The organism is Ferruginibacter sp., from assembly GCF_031430955.1.
Taxonomy (GTDB): domain Bacteria; phylum Bacteroidota; class Bacteroidia; order Chitinophagales; family Chitinophagaceae; genus Ferruginibacter.
Genome location: NZ_JANPCM010000071.1, coordinates 1 through 3,869, shown reverse-complemented (window position 1 = coordinate 3,869; position 3,869 = coordinate 1). Strand labels below are relative to the sequence as shown.

General features: G+C 37.2%; 2 protein-coding genes. Both read right to left on the bottom strand.

The annotated features are described in order from the left end of the window. Window positions 1-141: 141 nt before the first annotated feature. A complete protein-coding gene (locus tag ACY65O_RS02040) occupies window positions 142-1,899 on the bottom strand; it encodes an amino acid permease (protein WP_462219186.1) in 1,758 nt (585 codons plus the stop codon). A 152-nt stretch (window positions 1,900-2,051) separates the two neighbouring features. After that, a partial coding sequence (locus ACY65O_RS02035; RefSeq protein WP_462219185.1) for a T9SS type B sorting domain-containing protein occupies window positions 2,052-3,869 on the bottom strand: 1,818 nt, incomplete at its 5' end.

Genomic DNA, 3,869 nt, shown 5'->3' with positions numbered 1-3,869 from the left:
CTTTCATTCATTATTTCCACCACCTTACCATCTTCATTGGTAAGCAGTACGGTAATTTTATCGCCAACTTCGTATTTCATGGCACAAAAATACGGAAGGTTTTGGCTTCCGTATTTAATTTAAACAAACCTTATTATGAATTTATTTCTGCAGGTTATTTCCTGAATTTTCACGGGCTTCTTTTTCTGCAATATTTTTTGGCGATAGCTTACTGTTACTATAACTGTAAAAGAAGTAAATGACCAAACCAATTATTAGCCAGGCTAAAAAACGTATCCATACCAAATGTGTTTCTTGCGCCATTAAATAAAAACAACTTATTAAGCCAAGTACAGGGATGAGAGAAAAATTCTTTATAAATGTATACACTGTAACAACAGTTGTAACAATCCAAAATAGCAACATAGGTGATGTTTCTAAAGTTGCAATACTTTTAAAATAGCCATCTACATTGTATATGATAATAATAACAGCAAAAATAAACATGGCAGGTACAATAAACTTTCCATTTACGTAAGGCACACGAAATTTAGATGCCGGTTTATTGGGCATTTTATCTAATACCAATATTCCACCGCAAACTAAAACAAATGCGAATAATGTACCTATACTTGTTAACGAAAGTACCGTTGATAAATTTAAAAATAATGCTGGTACAGCAACCAATAAACCAGTTAATATAGTGGAGAAGGATGGAGTTTTGAATTTAGGGTGAAGTTTAGAAAAAATCTTTGGCAGCAATCCGTCACGGCTCATACTCATCCATATACGAGGTTGCCCCATTTGAAAAACAAGCAGTACACTGGCTGTTGCTATAATAGCACTTACTGCCACAATGCCTGCTATCCAGTGCATGCCTCTTTGTTCAAAAACCAATGCTAAAGGATCGCCTACATTTAATTGTTTATAAGATACCATGCCGGTGAGTACCAATGCTAAAAGAACATATAAAATGGTACAGATAATTAAAGAATAGATCATTGCTCTGGGCAAATCTTTTTGCGGATTTTTACATTCTTCCGCCGTTGTTGAAATAGCATCAAATCCAATATAAGCAAAGAACACAGCAGAAACACCTTTTAATACACCACTAAATCCATTAGGTGTAAAGGGTGTCCAGTTTTCGGGATGAACATAATAAGCCCCTAATACAATTACTAAAAATATAACGCAGAGTTTTATAATGACCATAACATTGCTCATGGCCCTGCTTTCTTTTATACCTACAAAAACTACCGCCGTTATTAGGGTAACAATACAAAATGCCGGCAAGTCCATTATCAGGTGCAAGCCCCCAAGTACAGGCGCATTTGTCCATGCACTGTAAGAGGAAATCATACTTGCATTATCGGGATTGCCTGCAAGTGATTGCAATGTTTCTCCTTTTGCAAGCATTGCACTTATTTCATTAAAACCACTATGTGCCGTTACATAATCCATACTAAGCCAGTTGGCCACATGCATGCCGGCTTTATCCATAAGGTTGGTAAAATAATCGCTCCAGCTAATGGCAACTGCAATATTTCCAATGGCATATTCCATTAATAAATCCCATCCTATGATCCAGGCAAAAATTTCGCCGAAGGCAACATACGAATAAGTATAAGCACTTCCACTAACAGGAACTGTACTTGCAAACTCTGCATAACACAATGCAGCAAAACCACAGGCAACAGCAGTAAAAATATACAGATAAACTACACCCGGCCCACCATCGTAACTGGCTTTACCAATACTGCTGAAAACCCCTGCACCAATTACTGCAGCTACACCAAAAAAAGTAAGGTCACGTACACCTAAAACTTTTTTTAAAGAAATGTGATCCCCATCACCAAAGCCGGCTTCAGCGTCTTTTAAAATGGTTGTAATAGATTTCTTTCGGAATAAAGAAGTGGACATAGCAGTTAGTTTTGAAATTATTTGGAGTAAATTAAGAAAATATTTTTACTTCGGCGGAATTTGAAAAAATAAATTGGGTTGAAAAATAATTGTTATAACAAAAATATATTTTTCAATTTTGTAAAAGCTATAAATAAAGTTGTTGTAAATATTTACCGGATGAGAACAGTTGTTCCCTTTTGCTCCACCCTGTTACCAGTATCAATGTGGGTGTATTGCAATATCCAAACATAAGTACCTGCATCAGCACCCTGGCCTTTAAAAGTACCATCCCATTTATTTGTCCAGTTGGTTGTTTGAAAAAGGATTTGGCCAAAGCGGTTATATACTCTGAAAATTAAATCTTTTGCTTTATATGCATTTAATGGATAGAGATAATCATTAAGGCCATCGTTATTGGGCGTAAATGCATTGGGTACAGCAATATAACAATTGCCTACTACTTTTATTTTTTGTGTTGCAGTATCGCTGCAGCCAATATTATTTGTTACAATTAATTGCACCGGTACATCTTTAATAATATTTGTATAAGGATAACTTTGCTGCGGTGGCTGCTGTAAGTTACTGGTGTTATTGTTTCCAAAATCCCATTTCCACATTAAAATATTTCCAATACTGTTATCTTTAAAACTTGCCAAATCGCCAGGGCAAACCACTGCTGTTGCTTCAAAAGCTGCTTTTAAATCATTATCTAACAAAATATTTTTTATTGCAGAAGTATCCCTGCACACACCGTTGGATACAATTAACTGCGCCGTTTTTTGCCCAAATATTGCATACACCATCGAGGGATTTTGCAATGTGCTGTTGCGAATATTATCAAAATTCCATTTCCATAAATTCACTTCGTTGCTGCCATCATGAAAATAATTGATGGTATCTTTTTTACAACCCAAAAGAATATTGTAAGTAAAATCGGCATTCACTGTATCTTTTGTAGAAAAAGTTAAGGCAGCGCCGGCAGGGGTTTCCTGTCCGCATTCATTAATAATTGTATTGCCATCACTTCCTGTTTGCAACCTTATCTGATAAACCCCTTTTGTTTGAATGGGTGCAGATAATTTTACTTTAATAACTGGTGTTAACCCATCAGCAGAACAAGTTCCTGATGCACCAATTACTGTAACTGGCGAAGTACCTGAGATCATATTGACTTTAAAATCGCTGCCATCAGCAGCAATGCTGCTGCATCTGATATACCTTAGCTGGTTACTGAAATCGAGTTGCAATTCGTCTGGTGCACACAAAACTTTACTCAGGCTATCCATTGGCGTAGGGAATTGCGGATAAACAATCATCGATACATTTTCTCCTGCCGGTATTAATCTGTCGCAATTATCTTTTAAAGTGTTTGCATCGCTGCCATTTTTTATAGTGATGGTATAATTACCCGGTGGCAGAGGATTACTGAGCGTAAGGATTACTGAATCCATATCAAACCCGTTAGAACAGCCAAAACCAGTTGCTGCAATAACATTTGCAACAGCAGGAGTAATGGTAAACTCTGAACCATTTGCAGAAAGCGATACACACTTCATTCTTTTGTTGGTTGTTATTACAGCTTGTGTACCATCACAAATTGCTCGGGAGTTTTGCAAATGTGGTTCTTTAGGATCGGTAATGCTGGCGCTACCACCGACAAAAGCTAAATCATAACCTTGTGTGCTCCCGATTGTCCAGTTGGTAACCATCAGTAAATATTCATGCCCCGAAATGATGGTGGGCATACGGTTAAACGGAGAATTTGTGGCTGCATCGCCCTGACAATGAACATTACCTACTCCGGAAGGTATACATCCCGTTGGGGAATTTGGAAATGGGGCACCAGCGCCTCCAAGTGTACCATATGTGTTTAAAGAAACTTGTAACGAAGCATTTGTAAACACATCATTTGGGTTGCGACCTGTGATATCCATCAATATCCAATCGTAATCATCAGTATTGGAAATACCACTTATTAAAAACCCCAA